The organism is Halolamina sp. CBA1230, assembly GCF_002025255.2.
Lineage (GTDB): Archaea > Halobacteriota > Halobacteria > Halobacteriales > Haloferacaceae > Halolamina.
In genome coordinates this window covers 2,417,859-2,434,461 of record NZ_CP054587.1, presented here as the reverse complement: position 1 = coordinate 2,434,461, position 16,603 = coordinate 2,417,859, and the positions used below count along the sequence as shown (strand labels likewise).

Sequence of the window (16,603 nt, the reverse complement as noted above, 5' to 3'; positions counted from 1 at the left end):
GGTTTCGTGGATCGGTTCGTGGTGCCCATACGCGGGGTGGCGCGCCCTCCGACAAGAGGTTCGGGGCGGCGTGAACGCGGGTCGAGCGGCGGCGACAACGCTTTTCGGCGCGCTGGCGTTACGTGCCGGCGATGAGCTACGAGACCACCACTGAACGAGGGTTCCTGCTCTCCACCCGCGAGTGGGGCGTCGTCGGCGGCGCAACGGGGCTGATGCTCCTGAACGTGCTCGTGATGTACGCCGCGGCGGCGACACCGCTGGCGCAGCTGAACCGCCTACTGTTCTCGGTCCCCATCGTCGGCGCGCTGGTGTACGGCGCGCTGATCACCGGCGGCCAGATGGTCGCCGAGCGCGGCTTCGAGAACGACTCGATGGGGCTGGCGATGGCGGGCGTGGTCGTGCTCGAACTCGCCTTCGGCGCCTTCGGCGGCGGCGTGCTCTCCTTCCTCTCGGAGGGCGTGCGAATCACGGCGCTGGCGATCACCGGCGCCGTCGTCGTCGCCATGACGGCGCTGATCGGCACGTACGTCTACCTGCGCTCGGACACGCAGTTCGACCACTACGGTCGCTGGGCGACGTACGCCTTCGGCGCGGGGCTGGTGGCGATCCTGATCGCGACGTTCGTCTCGGTCGGGATCGTCGGGATCGTCGCGTTCGCGCTGATCTTCGCCGGCTTCCTGCTCCGACTGGGGTACGAGATGTGGGAGGTTCGGGAGGGCCGCGGCCGGCCGGCGATGCAGTCGGTGGGGCTGTACGTGGCCGTCGCCGGGGTGTTCGTCCACGTCCTCCAGATCGCGGTGCGGATGCTGGCCGAGCGGTAGGTCGTGGTACCACGACCCTCGCAAGGGTTTTCCCGGGTTGGGGTGTACGTTTGTTTGCAATGGCAAACGGTTCAGTTGATTTCTTCAACGACACAGGCGGCTACGGTTTCATCTCGACAGAGGACGCGGACGACGACGTGTTCTTCCACATGGAAGACATCGGCGGCGCCGACCTCGAGGAGGGACAGGAAGTGGAGTTCGACATCGAACAGGCCGACAAGGGCCCCCGCGCGACGAACCTCGTCCGCAACTGATCTGTCTTCCGTCGCCTGACCGCGACTGAATACAGCGCTTTTCCCGAAGCTACGTACCACTGAGCGACGGCGTCGTTCGGCGTCGATACGCTGCAGAATATTGGACTGCCGAGAGGGACGAATCCCCCACCCCGGCGGAGACACGTCTCGCTCTTCTCGGTGCTCGTCACAAAAGGATGGGACCGCCCGGATTCGAACCGGAGCCAGACGTGCTCGCTCACTCTCGTTCGCTGCGCGCGACTGGCAGGGTTCGAATCCATAGTCCATTCTGGCGACGCGGACTCGTCGCTATCGCTCCTCGTCGTTGCGTCGCCAGAATGGGACCGCTCGGATTCGAACCGAGGTCACGGGCACCCAAGGCCCGAAGTATACCAGGCTAACCCACGGTCCCGTACCCGCACGTCCGCGACTCTCGCGGTAAAGCGTTTCGTTAGATCGGGATGTCGAACATCACCGCGATCCCGACCGTCGTCACGCCCATCAGCAACAGCTGGAGCGGGCCACCCACCCGGACGTAGTCGGTGAACCGATAGCCGCCGGGGCCGTAGACGAACAGGTTCGTCTGGTAGCCTACCGGCGTCATGAACGCGGTGCTGGCCGCGAACATCACCGCGAACAGGAACGCGGTCGCGCTGGCGTCGACGGCCTGGGCGGTCTCGACGGCGACGGGGATCATCAGCACGACGCTGGCGTTGTTGCTGATCACGTTGGTCAACAGCGCGGTGAGCAGGTAGAACACCGCGAGCACGCCGATCACCGGAAGCATCGCCGAGGAGGCGACGACCGCCTCAGCGAGCAGCGAGGCGGCGCCGGTGCGTTCGAGCGCGATCCCCAGCGGGATCACGCCCGCGAGCAGGAGGATCACGTCCCACTGCACCGCCTCGTAGATCTCGCCGGGGTCGAGACAGCCGGTGACGACCATCGCGAGCGACCCCGCCAGCGCCGAGACGACGATGGGGAGCACGCCCAGCCCCGCGAGCGCGACGACGGCGGCGACGATGCCGATCGCGAGGCCGGTCTTCTCCTCCCGGTAGTCGTGGTGGTCGACCTCGCCGATCAGGATGAACTCCCGGCCGGAATCGAGGCGCTCGACGGTCTCGGTCGTCGCCTGGATAAGCAGCGTGTCGCCGACTTTCAGCGGCACCTTGTCCATGCGCCGGCGGACCAGCTCGCGACCCCGGCGGAGCGCGAGCACGGTCGCGTTGTAGCGCTGCCGGAACGAGATGGAGGTCAGCGACTCCCCCACGAGCGGCGAGCCGGGCGCGACGACCACCTCGACGAGGTTCTGGCCCGCCTCGGCCTGTTCGAGTTCGGCCTCGTCGACGGGGGCGTCAACCAGATCCAGCCCTTCGAGGTCGAGCAGGGAGAGCAGCGTGTCGCGGTCGGTCCGGAGCGTGAACGTGTCGCCGGCCTGGATCTGTTTGGGGCCGAGCGGTTCGAGGAACACCTCCTCGCCCCGGATGAGCTGGAGCAGGTCGACGTCGAGATCGCCCTCGGCCAGCGCGTTCCGGACCTTCCGACCGACCAGCGGCGAGTCGTCACGGACGGTCACCTCGGTGAGGTAGTCGCCGACGCCGAACTCCTTCGTCAGGTCGTCACTGGGCTCGATACGGGCGGGGGTGAGCCACCGGCCGACGGTCAGCAGGTAGGCCATGCCGACCAGCATCACCACGACGCCCAGCCCCGTGAACTCGAACATCCCGAGCTCGTGGAGGTCGGTGTTCGCGTACTCCGGCGCGGTAGCCAGCCGCGCGGCCACGTCGCTCGCGAGCACGTTCGTCGACGTGCCGATCAGCGTGAGCATCCCGCCGAACATCGAGGCGTACGACAGGGGGAGCAGCAGCTTCGAGGGCGACGTGTTCCCGCGGTTGGCCACGTCGGTCACCATCGGGAGCAGGATCGCGACCGCGGCGGTGTTGTTGATGAAGCCCGAGATCGGCGAGACGATGCCGACGACCGCGCCGAGCTGTTTGGTCTCGCTGTCGCCGGTAACCCGGGCGAGAAACTCGCCGAGCGTCTGGACGATCCCCGTCCGGCGGACCCCCTCGCTGAGGATGAACATCGCGAGCACGGTGATCGTCGCCGAACTGGCGAAGCCGGAGAGCCCCTGCTGGGGCGTAATCATCGTCACCGGGGCGGCGAGGACGCCGGCGTCGGCGAGCATCCCGCTGACGGGCTCGACGAGCATCAGCGTCACCATCACCCCGAGCGCGGTGATGTCGACGGGTACCGGCTCCGTCGCGAACAGCACCAGCGCCGCCAGCACGATCAGGGCGACGACGACGACCCCTGGCGTGATCGCTACCACGGGCTCTCGGTGTCCGGGCGACGGCAAAAGGCTGCGGGTTCAGTCGTCGTCCCGCGCCGCGAACGCGGCGCCGAACGCGGCACCGAGCGCGATCCCGATCCCCATGCCCATCGCTAAGTTGTCCATCGCCGTCCCCAGCGCCGCGCCGAGGGCGATGCCGACACCCATCCCCAACCCCATCGCTTCCCCCTCGTCCATCACGCCGTCGTCCTCCTCGTCGGCGTCGACGCTGCCGTCAGTCTGTTCGTCCGTACTCATACCCGGGTGGTGACCCGCGGCAGGGAAAAAGCGTTCAGTCGCCCCGCCAGCCCGTCGACGCGAGCAGGAGCCCGGCGAGCAGACCGATCCCGGCGCCGATCGACGGCCCGAGCGCGATCCAGAAACCGAGGTCGCCGGTGATCGAGCCGATCACGGCGCCGAGCGTGACCCCGAGGCCGGCACCGAGCGCCAGTCCGAGCCCGATGAACGCCGCGGTCGGCTCGTCAGCGTCGGCGGCGTCGCTGTCGATGGCGTCAGCCATACACACCGAACGCGGGGGGAGACGAAAAGGGTGTCTGGGCCTACAGCTCCTGATCCGCCAGTTCGAGCGCCGCCACCTGCTCGTAGGGGCTGTTCCCCTCGCGGATCCCTTCGAGGATGAGGAACGCGTCGTCGGGCGAGAGGAAGTGGCTCGTGACCGCCCGGCCCAGCGGCGTCGCCTCGAACCCGTCGATGAACTCCCACTCCAGCAGCTTGCCGATCGCGTGTTTGGTGGGCACGTCGCCGATCATGCGGTCGTTGAGCCGCTTCGCCAGCTTCCCGGCGACGGCGACGTTCGCCAGCGTCTCCTCGGCGGCGGCGGCCTCGTCGTACACCGTCGAGACGTCCTCCATCTCGCCTTTCAGCAGTTTGAACGCGATCTCGTCCTCTGTGGCCTCCATCGAGCCGTGGTAGGAACAGTCCGGCTCCACGAGCAGGTACACTTTCCCCTGGTCGTGGTAGTCAGGGCGGCCCGCACGGCCGAGCATCTGGGAGAACTCCTGGACGGAGAGCCACTCGATCCCCATCGCGAGCGAGTCGAACACCACCTGCGAGGCGGGGAAGTCCACCCCAGCGGCGAGCGCGGCGGTGGTGACCACCGCGGCGAGATCCTGATCGCCGAACTGGCGCTCGACCTGCTTGCGCCGGCCGTAGTCGAGGCCGGCGTGGTAGGGGGCGGAGTCGTACTCCAGCTTCCGGGAGATCTCGTGACAGCGCCGGCGGGAGTTGGTGAAGATGATCGTCTGCCCGCGGTACCCCTTCGAGGATTTGCTGTCGAACTCCCGTCTCACGAGGCGGTCCTCGATCCGGAGCTTCTCCCGGCCGTCGGCGAACGTGACGTGGCGCTCGATGGGGACGGGCCGCTCCTCGAACTCGATCAGCGTCGCGCGCAGCTGTTCGGCCAGCCACTCGGGGTTGCCGACGGTCGCGGAGAGATACACGTACTGTGCGCCGTCGTAGCCCGAGCGGTCCGTCGCGCGCTGCTCGCAGTAGTGTTTGAGCCGGGAGATCATCCCGTCGAGGCGGTGGCCGCGTTCGCCCTCCTTCAGGCTGTGGACCTCGTCGATGACGACGGTGCCGATGTCGCCCATGTCCTTCCCCGTGCGGAGCCCGTGGTCGATCCCCTCGTAGGTGCCGACGATCACGTCGGCGTTCGGGTCGAACTGCGCCCCCGAATCCGTCACCCGGGAGCCGCCGACGCGCAGCGTCACGTCGAGGACGTCGCCGTAGCGCTCCTCGAAGTCCTCGTGTTTCTGGTTCGCGAGCGCGACCAGCGGGACGAGAAAGAGGAGTTTCCCGTCGCCCTTCAGCGCGCGGTCGATCCCCGCGAGCTCGCCGACGAGAGTCTTCCCCGTCGCCGTTGCGGAGACGACGAGCTGGTCCTCCTCCTCGAACAGCCCGTTCTCGACGGCGAGGCTCTGGACCGGCAGCAGCGTGTCGAAGCGGTCCTCGACCATCGACTGCAGTTTCGGGTGGAGGTCGAGGTCGCTGGTCTGGAACGGGTCGACCTCGTCGGTGGTCGCGGAGATGGTGTCGAACTTCGTGAGGTCGGGGTCGAGGTCGCCCTGCAGGAGGTCGGTGATGCGGTCGAGATCGCCCACGTCGAGCAGGAGCTCCTCCAGTCGCTCCTGGGCGGCGCCGGTGAACTGCCCCTTGTAGGCGAGTTCGCGTTCGAGCTCCTCGACGGCGCAGTCCTGGCAGATGTAGTCCTGATCCGCGGAAATAGCGTTCTCCTCGGTGATCGGGGAGTAGCGGCCGGCGTTGGCGCAGTAGCGGCAGGTCCGAACCACGAGCGCCTCCAGCTGGTAGCCGTCGAGCATCGCCTGCAGGCGTTCGCGGCCCTCGGGGGAGGTCTGCTCGGAGATGCGGATGCGCTCGGCGCGGCGGGCGAGTTCGACGAACTCCTCGGGGCGCATCGGCTCGCCGCCGTCGTCGTCGGACTGCAGGAACCGACGGGGGCGGGGGCCGGCGTCGGTCTCCTTGAGTTCGAGCGTGCCGCGGAACACCCGGGAGCCGTCACGGAGGACGACGACGCGGTAGTCGTCGCCGGACTCGTGGAGGAACAGGGTGTCGACGCGGGCGACCTGCTGAGACACGGCTACCCGTAGGCGAAAGGGGTACTTCAGCCATGCGGTGCGGCGCGAGCGCGTCCCACGGGAATCCAACGCATGCGGGTGCAACACAGCCTCACAGAGGCTTTAGGACCCTCGGGCGGCTACCCCCGGTAATGAACTCCTCCACGCGAACGAAGGCGATCCTGTTCTGTTCGGTCTGCGGCCACGAGAGCCCGCCGGACGGCGATTGGGACGAGTCCGAGACGGCGACGGAGCTGGGCGACCGGCTCGCGCTCTCCTGTCCGGACTGTACGACGACGATCACGCGCCGGCCGGTCGGTAGCCGGGGCGTCGACGCCGCCGTGGCAGGAGACTGACCGGCGACGGTCGGCCGGGCAGGGCAGGAGACTGACCGGCACGCTGTCAGCCGGAAAAGTAACTGAAACTACTCCTCCTCGACCAGTTCGATCGTGTCGTCGCCGTTAGGAACCGCACAGAGGAACGCTCCTGGCTGATCGCCCTCGTTCCGGTACCAGTGGACCACGCCGGCGGGGATCAGCAGCGAGTCGCCCGCCGAGACGGTGTACTCCTCGCCCGCTATCCCGACCGTGTACTCCCCCGCGAGCACGTACTGTTCGTGTTCGACCGCGTTCGTGTGTTCGGGGACCTCGGCGCCGGGGTCGAGTTCGAACCGACGGATCGCGAAGTTGGGGGCGCCGTCGTGCTCGTCGAGCAGGACGCCCTTGCGCATCCCCTCGGCGGCACCGACCGGTTCGTACTCGATCTCGCCGCTGCGTTTCACCACGGGATCGCTGTCGCTCATACACGGGCTTTGCGTGCGACGACCTAAACCGTACGGCCCGCGACGCCCGCCTTTTTCCCTCCGTACCCCGAACCGGGGCGTATGCGAGGAATCCGCCTGGGGAGTATCTTCGGCATCCCGATCAAGCTCGACGCCACGTTCCTGCTGATCCTGCCGGTGTTCGCCTACCTGATCGGCACCGACGTGACGACGCTGGTCGAGCAGGTGTTCAACCCCACGTTCGGCGCCGGGATCGACCCCGCCGTGCTGACCCAGGGGTACACCCCGTTCGTGCTGGGCGCCGCGGCGGCGGTCGGCTTGTTCGCCTGCGTGTTGCTCCACGAACTGGGCCACTCGGTGGTCGCGATGTACCACGGCTACGAGATCGACTCGATCACGCTCTGGCTGCTGGGCGGCGTCGCTCAGTTCACCGAGATGCCCGAGGACTGGAAGATCGAGTTCCAGGTCGCCGTCGCGGGGCCGATCGTCAGTGTCACCCTCGGCGTGCTGGGGTACGCCGGGTTCACGCTCGTCGCCGGCGGCGGGCAGCCGATCGCGACGTTCCTGCTCGGCTACCTGATGCTCGCGAACGTCGTGCTCGCGGCGTTCAACATGCTCCCCGGGTTCCCGATGGACGGCGGGCGCGTGCTGCGGGCGCTGCTCGCCCGGACGCGGACCCACGCCCGTGCGACACAGATCGCCGCGGAGGTGGGGAAGGGGTTTGCGGTGCTGCTGGGGCTGCTCGCGCTGTTCAGCGGCCCGAACCTGCTCCTGCTCGCGCTCGCCTTCTTCATCTACATCGGCGCGGCGGGCGAGGCCCAGCAGACCGTGCTCAAGGCGGCGTTCCAGGGCGTCACCGTCGGCGACGTGATGACGGGTGAGGCGGACCTCCACACCGTCTCGCCGGACGACAGCGTCGCGGACCTGATGAGCCGGATGTTCCACGAGCGCCACACCGGCTACCCGGTCGTCGAGAACGGCGACCTCGTGGGGATGGTGACGCTCGGCGACGCCCAGTCCGTCGACGAGGTCGAACGCGACGCGATGCGGGTGGACGACGTGATGGCGACCGACATCTACACGGCGACGCCCGAGACCGACGCGATGAACGCGCTCCAGACGATGCAGCAGGAGGGCATCGGGCGCCTGCCGGTCGTCGACGCCGACGGCGAGCTCTGTGGGATCATCTCCCGGACCGACCTGATGACCGCGTTCGACATCATCCAGCAGAGCGGGAGCGCGCCGAGCGAGTCGATGGGGCCGAGCGTGTCGCCGTTCGGGCGGTAGTCGGCGTATCGGTGTTTTCGGGTTTTGCGGGCTTTTTGTGGTGGCCGTTCGTGGACTGTTGACGGTGGGTCGGTCAGGAAATCTGGAACAGCAGCCGCGACAGCAACAGCACCTTGATCGTTGGCCACTTGCGACCGCACGGCTCCGCACAGCCCACAGGCCTCCCCAGCCGATTCGCTCCCTCCGGTCGCTCATCCCTCGCGCTGACTCGTCCACAGAGGGACTCGTGCTTCGCGCCGACAGCGACCGCGGTGCGGTGGCGGTGGACGCCTCGCGGCCGGCAACGGTCGCCGGCCGCGGGGGGAGGGGTGGGGACCCCTTTCCAGCGCCGGGCCTCGTGCCCGGCGCGTCGCGGTTACAAGTGGTCATGCTTCGAGATGCTGTTGCTGTTCGCGGTGGCTGTCCGAGGTGTCACCCACCCAGAATCCGTCGACTATGCAGGCTCGCTCACTGCCAACGAACGGGGGCGCGGGAATTGAACCACGGTCACTCCGTTCGCGTCGCTCACTTCGTTCCCTGCTTCAATCCCCGCTTGGCAGACTTTTCACTGCTCACTTCGTTCGCAGGAAAAGGTCCGGGTGCGGGAATTGAACCACGGTCGTTCCGCTCGCTTCGCTCGCTCCACTCCCTGATTCGATTCCCTTCGACGGACCTTCGGCTGTTCACGTTCGTTCACAGCCAGAAGGTCCGGGCGCGGGAATTGAACCGGAGCCAGACGTGCTCGCTCACTTCGTCGCCGGGCTGCGCCCGGCTGCCAGCGGGACCTTCGGTCCCGCCTCGTTCGCTGCGCGCGACTGGCAGGGTTCAATCCCTTACCGATGGACTCGTGTCTCCTCGCGTAGTTGCTCGGAGACAACGAGGTCCGGGCGCGGGAATTGAACCCGCGTCTCAGCCCCCACAAGGCTGAAGGATACCACTACCCCAGCCCGGACACACCCGTCTCTACCGCGGTTTCAGGGAAATACGTTACGACATCCCCGGGGCCGTGCCACGCTTCCGCAGGGGAGCGAGGGGCTTTTTGCGACCAACGCCGTAGCCGCCGGTAGTGGCCATCACCGACAAGATCTACGTCAAGAACCACCGGCAGATCGCCTCCCAGCTGGAGCGCTCGATCCCCAAGGGCGCGTTCAAGGGGGCGACGCTGGACCTGCTGTTCACCGGTGACGGGATGGAGAAGCTCGACGAGGCGACCCGCGAGAAGGTGCTCGACTTCGCGGAGGACTTCCTCGACTGCGACTGCGACAACAACCCCTACTGCGGCCACCCCGAGGAGAAGTTCATCCAGTACCTGCTCGAACTCCGCGCGCAGGGGCTCGGCCCCGACGCAATCGTCGACACGATGTCCGCCGAGTACATGCTGTACGCGTACTCGGGGGACGTGCTCTCCTTCCTCGACAGCGCGATCCGGCGGCTGGAAGCCGTCGAGTCGCTCGCAGAAGTCGAAGGGGACCAGGAGGCCGCGCGCCGCGCCCGCGAGGCCAAACAGGAGCTCTCGGGCTAACCGATCTGGTACGTGTTCTCGTCGCCGTCGAGCTCTTCGAGCTTGACGACTTCTTCCTCCTCGTCGGCCTGCTCGCGCAGGTAGTCGATGTAGCGTTTGTGCTCCTCCAGCTGCTCGCGCAGGTGGTCGGCCTCGAGCTCTAGGCGTTCGTGCTCGCGAATGAAGCTCTTCGGCACCTCCACGGTCGGCGGGAACCCCTCGCCGTCCTCGCCGCGCTCGTCGGCAGGGACGAGATCGACCTGCCCGTCGTGGGCGATGAGCGTGTCGACGTAGTCCCGGAACACCGCCGACAGCGAGAGCTCCCGTTCCTCCGCGATCTCGCGAAGCGTCTCGAACGCGTCCTCGTCGACGCGGAAGGAGATCGTCTTGCTCTTGGTCCCCATGTTGCCCGGCGGTTGCGAGCGGCCGAACTTAAGCGTTTGTGGGAGCCGGGTGGGAGTCGCTCTCTCGAAAGGGTTATCCGGGTGGCCGCTCTCTGTTGGGTTGCAATGGCGACTGGAACGGTTGATTTCTTCAACGACACGGGCGGTTACGGTTTCATCGAGACTGAGGACGCGGACGAAGACGTCTTCTTCCACATGGAAGACGTGGGCGGCCCGGACCTCGAGGAAGGCCAGGAAGTTGAGTTTGACATCGAACAGGCCGACAAGGGCCCCCGCGCGACGAACCTGACCCGTCTGTAAGTCGGTTCTTCGCTGCGGACTTTCTGCGTTTATCACACCGAGTAGCGGTCGCGTTAGCGATCCGAGCAACGACAACCCCCGAGCGCGCCCCGTGTCGTTTTGTCCGCCCCAGTCCAACCCCGGGGCATGAGCGACGACACGCGGTTCGATCGGCTGGCGCGCCACCCCACGCCCGGCCCGCGGAACTCCCTCCGGCACTGGCCCAGCGCGAAATCCCCGCTGCGGGTGGCGCTGAACTACGTCGCCGTCTGGCTGATCCGGATCTCGCCGAGCCTCCGGCTCAAGAACTGGCTGCTCCGGCGGCTCGGCGCCGACGTGGGCGCGGGCGTCTCGTGGGGGCTCGAAGCTACCCCTGACGTGTTCTGGCCGGAACGGATCACGCTGGGCGACGACGCCATCGTCGGCTACGACGCGACACTGCTCTGTCACGAGTTCCTGCAGGAGGAGTACCGCCTCGGCGACGTGGTCGTCGGCGACCGGGCGATGATCGGCGCCGGCGCGATCGTGCTCCCCGGCGTCGAGATCGGCGACGACGCGCAGGTGGCGGCGAACTCGCTAGTCGTCGAGGACGTGCCCGAGGGGGAGACGGTCGCTGGCGTGCCCGCGGAGCCGATGGATCGGTCCGAGTGAACGGACGGCGGCGACGGCCGACTCAGTCGTCGTGGACGATCACGATCCCGCCCTCGAACACACGGTCGTTCGGGACGACGTACTCCTCGCCGTCGGACTCGATGTGGGTGACGAACAGGTCGATCTCCTGGACGATGCCGCGCTGGTCGCCGATCTTCACCTCGTCGCCGATCCCGTACGGCTCGTTCAGGAACAGGTACAGCCCCGCGGCCGCGGAGGTCAGCAGCTGTTTCCCCGCAACGACCGTGAACACGATCAGCGCGAGCACGTACAGCGCCAGCAGCACGACCAGCGCGAACGTCGCGACGCCGATCTGGTCGAGCGCGAGCACGACCGCGACGTAGAACACGCTGTACTTCGCGGCGGTGGGGACGATCCCGATCTGGGGGAGTTTGACGCTGCGGAGCCGCTCGGAGAGCAGGATCCCGACCTTGTCGCCGACGACGACGCCGACGATCAGGATCAGCAGCGCGACGAAGAAACTGGGGAAGAAGCCGGTGGTCCGCGACCAGAACTGATCGGCGTAGCTCGGCTCCGCGATGGAGATGGCGATGATAGCGCCGAGAATGGCGATGAACCAGCCCGAGAGCTGAGAGAGGATCGCGACCGTCGAGGTGCCGATCCCGCGGACGGTCCGCTCGAACGCCGTCCCCTCGATCGTCTCGGGCAGGCCGGCCCGTCGGAGCAGGCCGGCGTTGACTCTGACGACCAGCCACGCGAGCACCAGCGCGAGGACGAACACCCCCAGCGCGAGCCAGACGCGCTCGGGGATCGCACCCAGCGGCCCGCCGATCTCGAACCCGGGCTGGAACGCCATCGGATACATCAGTAGTCCTCCGGGTCGATCTCCAGTATCAGCTCGCCGCCCTTGAACGCACGCACCATCCCGTCGGACTCCGAGAGCACGATGGCCGTCGCGTTCGTGGCGCGAGTGATCGCGGCGCCGGCCATGTGGCGGGCGCCCAGCCCCTTCGGGATATCCACCCCCTCGGCGCCGGGTTCGAGGTAGCGGTACGCGGAGACGATCTTCCCCGAATCGGAGATCACGAACGCGCCGTCGAGCCGCGAGAACTCCTTGAGCATCACGTTCACGATCGGGTCGCCGACGTGGACGTGGGACTTCTCGAAGGGGTTGTACGACAGCGGCCGGGACTTGTTCATCACCTTCCCGGCGTCGCCGGTGACGAACAGCGCCCCCACCGGCTTGCCTTTCTGCCCTTTCTTCCCCAGTTCGATGGCGACCTCGAACACGTCACGGATGACGCCCGGGTCCGCACGCGAGTTGGCGAACAGATCGTACACGCCGGAGTGCATCGACTCGTCGGCGCGCACGCGGACGAAGGAGTCGTGGTCGCCGAACACGGTTACCACACAGCCCACCTCGTCGCCGTCGTCGACGATGTCGCGATCCATCGCCCCCTCGACGCCGAACCGGATCCGGTCACGGACGTTCTCGAACTCCAGCGGGAGTTCGACGAACTGCTCGGCGTCGACCACGTTCTCGGGCGCGACCACCACCACATCCCCCTCCAGCTCCTCGAAGCGGTCGTAGAACCCGCTACTGGGGGAGAACACGAACACCGCGTCCAGATCCGCCGTCAGGTCGTCGAGGAGATCGGCAGGGGTCGACATTATCAGGAATAATCCCGCCCGTGGATCAAAGGGTTTGTGGGTCCGTCAGACGGGCGTCTGACACGATCGTTCGCGAAGGGTGTCACTCCAGCAGACTTTAGACCGAACGCGCTGATTAGCTGCGCATGGACGAGAGACGGCTGATCATCGCCCTGTTCGGCGTGGCCGTCACGGCCGTGCTCGGCTTCCTCGCACACCAATTCATCGCCCCGCTGACAGTGTCGGTGTTCCTCTACTACTCGACGCGTCGGTACTTCAAGTTCCTCCGCCGGCTCCGGCTCCCGGCGCGAGTGCGCGCGGTGACGGTGCTCGTCTCGCTGGCGGTGCCGCTGCTGTTGCTCGTCAGCTACGCGACGGTGCTGCTGGTGATCGAGGCCCGGACGTTCGTCGAGCAGTACTCGTTGCTCGACGTGGCGGCGACGAACGTCGAGTGGCTCGGCGCCGTGGAGGCGATCCCGGCGTTCACCGTCCAGGGGCTGTACGAGGCGTACCAGTCGGGCGACCTCTCGCCGTTCATCGGGTTCGCGAGCAACCACGCGGAACTGCTGACCTCGCTGATCTCGGGCTTTTTCCTCAACCTGTTCGTCGTCGTGATCGTCACCTACTACCTGCTGCTCGACGGCCGGCGCATCCGTGACTGGCTGCTCCGGTTCGACGAGGACGCCATCATTCGGGAGTACCTCGAAGCGGCCGACGCGGAGCTGGAGTCGGTGCTCTTTGGCAACCTCCTGAACGTGATCGCCATCTCGCTGATCGCCATCGCTTCCTTCACCGCCTACAACGCGGTCGCGCCCGCCCCCGCCGAAGTCCCGTACCCCGCGCTTGCGGGCACGCTGACGGGGATCGCGAGCCTGATCCCGGTCGTGGGGATGAAGATCGTCTACCTCCCGCTGACGGCCATCGCGGCGCTCCCGATCGCGCTCGGCGGCGACCAGTCGCTGCTGGTGTACATCGTCGGCTTCCTCGTCGTCGCCGTCGTCGTCGTCGACACGATCCCGGACATCCTCCTGCGCCCGATCCTCAGCGGCGAGAACACCCACGTCGGGCTCCTGATGCTCGCGTACACGCTCGGACCCGTGGTGCTGGGGTTCTACGGGCTCTTCTTCGCGCCGATCGTGCTCGTGGTCGGGCTGACGTTCGCCCAGACCGCGCTGCCGCGCCTGCTGGGCGCCGACGAGGACGAGGGTGTATCGTCGGACCAGATGCGGCTGACGGATTTCGGCGTCTCGACCAACCGAAGCGTTCGCGAGCGGGTTCGGGACGGGACGTCGAGGGTGTTCGGGCGGGAGTGACGGGAGCGAGCAGAGGATCGCGGGACCGGGTTCGAACCGCGAGAACTCACTCCGTTCGTTCTCTGGGCCGCGAATCAGCTCCTGCTCCCTTCTTCGTTTTCTCGCTGCGCTCGAAAACTCAGTCAGTGCGCGGGACCGGATTCGAACCGGCGGACCCCTACGGGATAGCGTCCTAAGCGCCGTTGTGCATAGGCACGCTAACGCGCCAAATTCTGGGTGGCGCGTCCCGTTTTCACCTTGTCTAACAGACCAAATGGGGGCATTACATATAAACCCTCGACCGGGACAGCGTTAAGCGCGAGTCACGCTGACACCTATTTCAGATAACCTTTTAATAGAGGTCCTTTCTCCGGTGTTCTTTCGGCTATTGGTAACCGGAGCTGTGGCACTGGCACTTCTTGGCGGTGGTCTGCTGGTCGCCTTGGTGGCTCTTCAATTTGATTTTCGACGATGGATTCTGATGGAGTTTCACTGTGCGGATTCGTTTTACTTACCCCGGGTACCCATAGGGCTGTATGCCAGCCTCACAGCCTATTATATTCCACGACGGTTTGGAAGCGAGAGTAGACCCGATAGACGAACGTCAAGACAGCGAGCTTACCCTGTTTCAGAGAGCTAAAAACGAAGTCGAGCCGGGGAAGACTTCGGGGGGACGACGAACTATTTACTTCACCGACGAACGACCTCGATTCACGGTTGAGATAACTAACAACACTGAATACGATTTCGTTGAGGGAAGCAGTGTTTCGTGGTATATTGCTATCGGTGACGGTATGCCCGAGCCTGTGTATCAGGGAAAACTCGACATCGAGATTCCACAGGGAGAGTCCCGGGAATATGAGTTTGGTGGGGAACTACTGGCCTTTGAGGGACACGGCGTAATCGGGCTTGACGCAGGGGGACACTCAGGAAAGGGAGATTCTGTTCAACGCAAACTACACGCAGGAAGTGGAGCCAATTACTCGCCAGCATACACCTTCTCTGTTTGGGACCGGGACCACTACCGAGTCATACACGAAAGGCCGAAAGAGATGCAGAGGCTGGCAACGATGACTACACTCCTTGTCGCCATGATTGGGATATTCCAACTAATGTTCACTTTGCCGTTCTCGCCATTCTAAAGATAATCATCTGTCGGCTAATGAGTCAGACAAGAGTGGCGATGAATTGGAGCGTAAATCCACCGGCAAGCAGGAAAAGGCCAGTCACACGAACTCTGGTTGCCTTTCCATCCACCCTTTCGCGTATTCTCCGATATACATCCCCAGTATCATAGAAATCGGCTTCATCATAATCCCCGTCCGGTTCATATCTCGCTTCGACATATTCCTCTCCCCAATTAAAATCAATATCCGACGCGGCTACTCCTGTACGTCTATCTATTACAATCTCTACCACATCATCTCCAATATCATCTGCTGACGCTTGTTCAATCGGTTCTATCCCTTCAAGCGAAGCAAGCAGACCATCGAATCCTGCATCTCCGGCCTGAACTCCTTCTGCCTCCATTTTTTCACGGGCGCGACGCAGACGACCGAACTCAAATCGTTGTGCAAGCAGAGGTACGTCCGGAACTGCAAGAATGAGCGCACCGAGAATATCACAAGCCAGCCCGAGACTTGTGAGAAAAGATGAAACCATCATGATTTCTCAAATCTGTCAGAGCATATCGTCCGTTGTCTGTGCTGACCGAAGTGCTCCAAGCGTAGTATATCGGAGACCCTGTGGGTATTTCGTCTCGTAGGGTACTGGGTCTTCCAACTCGTACAGACTCTCCGGCTCGAATCGAATTACCATCTTGTCCTCTGCGATTTTCGCGCCGTCTGCATACTCTTCGATTGGGCGAGATAATTCGGCCTCTTCGGGCGGAACTACGTCCTTGACCGTGGCAAAGTATTTGACCTGACGCACGTCACCGGTCACGTACATCGCAACGTACTCGAACTCGCTTCCAACCCGAACGAATCCCCACGCGTTGTTCTCCTTGAGAAACGGTAGACCCGACTCCTTCGTCGGGAACACCGCTACTTTCGCGTCATCGTTGCCGCCAATCTCAGTCCGCCGAATTGCTCCCGCGAGATGATTTCCTGTTGGCTTGATACCGCCACTACCGCCACCAACCGGTTCGTCAGCACCTCCGCCGTCGGCGTCGATTTCGGAGTTAATGTCCTCAACGAGCCTATCAATCATCTCTTTTGCCTGCGTCTCTGCAAGCGACGAGATAGAGTCTGAAACCTCGTTTGCCAGTGCGTTTGAGAGTTCAACTGCCAAGTCGTCTTTTTCCGCTTCGAGGGTTTGGCGGGCCTCACGGAGTTCGTTGATTCGACCGAGTATCTTCCCAGATTCGCCAGACTCGATAGCGTCCTTCTCGTAGGCCTTCAGGACCGCAAGACGGCTTGGGAGGTCTTCGAGGGCTACGTCACCGACCTTCTGCACGTCTACGTTCGAGGCGTCTACACGGCGCTGAAAGAAGCGATACTGCTTGCCATTCGACAGGATACCATAGGTAACATTCTTATTCGTCATATACGACGACAACTGTTCCTCGTGGTCGTGTGTGAGGGAGGTATCTGCGCCCTTCGCTTCGAGAAATGCGACCGGAGTTCCTTCGAGAATCAGTGCATAATCGACTTTATATGTGTTTCCGAAGGCTTCCACAGAGTATTCGAGTTGGGTGTCTTGTGGAATCTGCCAGTCAAGAAGTTCCAAGAAGTCGCGCAAGACAGCCGCTTTTGTATTCGCTTCGTCCATCTGCGGAGAAGAGTCCAGAACGGCCTCAGATTGCTCCACGTAGCCCCGAACAGCGTCCCTATTCATATT

At 64.7% G+C, this 16,603-nt stretch carries 19 protein-coding genes and 2 tRNA genes; 9 read left to right on the top strand and 12 right to left on the bottom strand.

Annotated elements, in window-relative coordinates; all coding sequences use genetic code 11:
* The first annotated feature begins 131 nt into the window (after positions 1 to 131).
* Both B4589_RS12865 and B4589_RS12860 read left to right on the top strand, forming a co-directional pair.
* The gene (locus B4589_RS12865) at positions 132 to 821 is read left to right on the top strand and encodes a US12 family protein (RefSeq protein ID WP_079234639.1); all 690 of its coding nucleotides are present in this window, start codon (positions 132 to 134) and stop codon (positions 819 to 821) included.
* Between the two features lie 59 nt (positions 822 to 880).
* Complete coding sequence (locus tag B4589_RS12860; RefSeq protein WP_074877602.1) at positions 881 to 1,075, top strand: cold-shock protein; 195 nt, start codon at positions 881 to 883, stop codon at positions 1,073 to 1,075.
* 318 nt (positions 1,076 to 1,393) lie between these two features.
* Here the strand turns inward: B4589_RS12860 and B4589_RS12855 are convergent.
* From B4589_RS12855 to B4589_RS12835, 5 genes are all read right to left on the bottom strand, one after another.
* Positions 1,394 to 1,466, bottom strand: a tRNA-Pro gene (locus B4589_RS12855).
* Between the two features lie 39 nt (positions 1,467 to 1,505).
* Positions 1,506 to 3,383: an SLC13 family permease gene (locus B4589_RS12850; RefSeq protein WP_079234638.1), complete on the bottom strand. Its 1,878-nt coding sequence runs from the start codon at positions 3,381 to 3,383 to the stop codon at positions 1,506 to 1,508.
* 39 nt (positions 3,384 to 3,422) lie between these two features.
* Positions 3,423 to 3,641, bottom strand: a complete 219-nt coding sequence (locus B4589_RS12845) for a hypothetical protein (RefSeq protein WP_079234637.1) — start codon at positions 3,639 to 3,641, stop codon at positions 3,423 to 3,425.
* 34 nt (positions 3,642 to 3,675) lie between these two features.
* A complete protein-coding gene (locus B4589_RS12840) occupies positions 3,676 to 3,903 on the bottom strand; it encodes a hypothetical protein (RefSeq protein WP_079234636.1) in 228 nt (75 codons plus the stop codon).
* A gap of 40 nt (positions 3,904 to 3,943) precedes the next feature.
* Complete coding sequence (locus B4589_RS12835; protein WP_079234635.1) at positions 3,944 to 5,998, bottom strand: DEAD/DEAH box helicase; 2,055 nt, start codon at positions 5,996 to 5,998, stop codon at positions 3,944 to 3,946.
* Positions 5,999 to 6,129: 131 nt separating this feature from the next.
* On the opposite strand from B4589_RS12835, the gene B4589_RS12830 reads away from it, so the two are divergent.
* On the top strand, positions 6,130 to 6,333 hold the full coding sequence (locus tag B4589_RS12830; RefSeq protein WP_079234634.1) for a hypothetical protein: 204 nt from the start codon (positions 6,130 to 6,132) through the stop codon (positions 6,331 to 6,333).
* Positions 6,334 to 6,401: 68 nt separating this feature from the next.
* On the opposite strand, the gene B4589_RS12825 is transcribed toward B4589_RS12830, so the two are convergent.
* The gene (locus B4589_RS12825; RefSeq protein ID WP_079234633.1) at positions 6,402 to 6,779 is read right to left on the bottom strand and encodes a cupin domain-containing protein; all 378 of its coding nucleotides are present in this window, start codon (positions 6,777 to 6,779) and stop codon (positions 6,402 to 6,404) included.
* A gap of 81 nt (positions 6,780 to 6,860) precedes the next feature.
* On the opposite strand from B4589_RS12825, the gene B4589_RS12820 reads away from it, so the two are divergent.
* Complete coding sequence (locus tag B4589_RS12820) at positions 6,861 to 8,045, top strand: CBS domain-containing protein (protein ID WP_079234632.1); 1,185 nt, start codon at positions 6,861 to 6,863, stop codon at positions 8,043 to 8,045.
* Positions 8,046 to 8,905: 860 nt separating this feature from the next.
* On the opposite strand, the gene B4589_RS12815 is transcribed toward B4589_RS12820, so the two are convergent.
* Positions 8,906 to 8,976, bottom strand: a tRNA-His gene (locus B4589_RS12815).
* Positions 8,977 to 9,090: 114 nt separating this feature from the next.
* On the opposite strand from B4589_RS12815, the gene B4589_RS12810 reads away from it, so the two are divergent.
* The gene (locus tag B4589_RS12810; RefSeq protein WP_079234631.1) at positions 9,091 to 9,546 is read left to right on the top strand and encodes a DUF5814 domain-containing protein; all 456 of its coding nucleotides are present in this window, start codon (positions 9,091 to 9,093) and stop codon (positions 9,544 to 9,546) included.
* Here the strand turns inward: B4589_RS12810 and B4589_RS12805 are convergent.
* Positions 9,543 to 9,929 carry a ribbon-helix-helix protein, CopG family gene (locus B4589_RS12805; RefSeq protein ID WP_079234630.1) on the bottom strand — a complete coding sequence of 129 codons (387 nt, stop codon included), beginning with the start codon at positions 9,927 to 9,929 and terminating at the stop codon, positions 9,543 to 9,545. The two genes, B4589_RS12810 and B4589_RS12805, sit on opposite strands and share 4 nt — an antisense overlap.
* 105 nt (positions 9,930 to 10,034) lie before the next feature.
* Here B4589_RS12805 and B4589_RS12800 point away from each other — a divergent pair, with 105 nt between their 5' ends.
* Together B4589_RS12800 and B4589_RS12795 are read left to right on the top strand one after the other, a co-directional pair.
* Positions 10,035 to 10,229 (top strand): cold-shock protein, encoded by a 195-nt coding sequence (locus B4589_RS12800; protein WP_049981782.1) that lies wholly within the window; start codon positions 10,035 to 10,037, stop codon positions 10,227 to 10,229.
* Between the two features lie 126 nt (positions 10,230 to 10,355).
* Positions 10,356 to 10,859 (top strand): DapH/DapD/GlmU-related protein, encoded by a 504-nt coding sequence (locus B4589_RS12795; RefSeq protein ID WP_079234629.1) that lies wholly within the window; start codon positions 10,356 to 10,358, stop codon positions 10,857 to 10,859.
* Between the two features lie 22 nt (positions 10,860 to 10,881).
* Here the strand turns inward: B4589_RS12795 and B4589_RS12790 are convergent, their stop codons facing one another.
* Both B4589_RS12790 and dacZ read right to left on the bottom strand, forming a co-directional pair.
* Positions 10,882 to 11,685, bottom strand: coding sequence for a mechanosensitive ion channel domain-containing protein (locus B4589_RS12790; protein WP_255246089.1), 804 nt, complete (start codon positions 11,683 to 11,685; stop codon positions 10,882 to 10,884).
* Positions 11,685 to 12,491 (bottom strand): diadenylate cyclase DacZ, encoded by an 807-nt coding sequence (gene dacZ / locus B4589_RS12785; RefSeq protein WP_079234628.1) that lies wholly within the window; start codon positions 12,489 to 12,491, stop codon positions 11,685 to 11,687. Before dacZ ends, B4589_RS12790 begins: the two co-directional genes overlap by 1 nt.
* 125 nt (positions 12,492 to 12,616) lie before the next feature.
* Between dacZ and B4589_RS12780 the strand changes: the two genes are divergently transcribed.
* Both B4589_RS12780 and B4589_RS12775 read left to right on the top strand, forming a co-directional pair.
* Positions 12,617 to 13,783 carry an AI-2E family transporter gene (locus B4589_RS12780; protein WP_079234627.1) on the top strand — a complete coding sequence of 389 codons (1,167 nt, stop codon included), beginning with the start codon at positions 12,617 to 12,619 and terminating at the stop codon, positions 13,781 to 13,783.
* 515 nt (positions 13,784 to 14,298) lie between these two features.
* Positions 14,299 to 14,904, top strand: a complete 606-nt coding sequence (locus B4589_RS12775; RefSeq protein ID WP_143414346.1) for a hypothetical protein — start codon at positions 14,299 to 14,301, stop codon at positions 14,902 to 14,904.
* Positions 14,905 to 14,929: 25 nt separating this feature from the next.
* Here the strand turns inward: B4589_RS12775 and B4589_RS12770 are convergent, their stop codons facing one another.
* Both B4589_RS12770 and B4589_RS12765 read right to left on the bottom strand, forming a co-directional pair.
* A complete protein-coding gene (locus B4589_RS12770) occupies positions 14,930 to 15,427 on the bottom strand; it encodes a hypothetical protein (protein ID WP_143414345.1) in 498 nt (165 codons plus the stop codon).
* A gap of 15 nt (positions 15,428 to 15,442) precedes the next feature.
* Positions 15,443 to 16,600 (bottom strand): type I restriction endonuclease, encoded by a 1,158-nt coding sequence (locus tag B4589_RS12765; protein WP_079234626.1) that lies wholly within the window; start codon positions 16,598 to 16,600, stop codon positions 15,443 to 15,445.
* Positions 16,601 to 16,603: the final 3 nt, after the last annotated feature.